The 671-nt window shown below is 52.0% G+C and carries 1 protein-coding gene; it reads left to right on the top strand.

Going from position 1 to position 671, the window contains the following annotated elements; genetic code table 11:
- Window positions 1-671, top strand: a 671-nt coding sequence (locus H5200_RS23330; protein ID WP_182762873.1) for an Ig-like domain-containing protein, incomplete at both ends; no start/stop codon positions are given.

Genomic DNA, 671 nt, shown 5'->3' with positions numbered 1-671 from the left:
CAAGTAACAGCACCAAGCTTAACGGATGGCAGTTATACAGTAACCGCCAGTATTACCGATGCGGCAGGCAATACCGGCAGTGACACCGGCACTGGCAGTGTGGATACCTTAGATCCGTTGATCAGTATCAATAGCCTCGGTGCCATTAATGATGATACGCCGACACTCAGTGGCACCTCGTCAGAGCCAGCAGGAACTATTATAAATCTTGTTGTGACCGATAGTGTCGGGACCAGTACCACGCTTAGTGCAACGGTTAATACCAATGGTGAGTGGGCGGTCACCTCGCCAGTCCTCGGCGATGATGATTACACGGTGGTTGCGAGTGTCAGTGATGCAGCGGGCAACAGCAACAGTGCCACTGATACCTTTACACTTAACACCTTAGCGCCGAGTATTACCATCAACGCGATAGGTGAAACCAACGACACTACACCGACCATTAACGGCAGCAGTGATGCGCCAGATGGCAGTGTTGTCACTGTAGTGATAAATGATGGAATAAACCCCGCAGAGACAGTTCAAACCACCGTAACTGGCGGCACATGGAGTGTCACGGCCAGCAGTGATTTAGCGGAGGGTGACTTTAGTGTTACCGCCACCGTTGAAGATGGCGTGGGTAATCAAGGCACCGCCAGCGTCACTGGGATCATTGATACCACCATGCCGGA

Origin of the sequence: Pseudoalteromonas sp. SG43-7 (assembly GCF_014164295.1) — a bacterium.
GTDB lineage: Bacteria > Pseudomonadota > Gammaproteobacteria > Enterobacterales > Alteromonadaceae > Pseudoalteromonas > Pseudoalteromonas rhizosphaerae.
The sequence above is the reverse complement of the archived record's forward strand: the minus strand, read 5'-3'. Positions and strand labels throughout refer to the sequence as shown.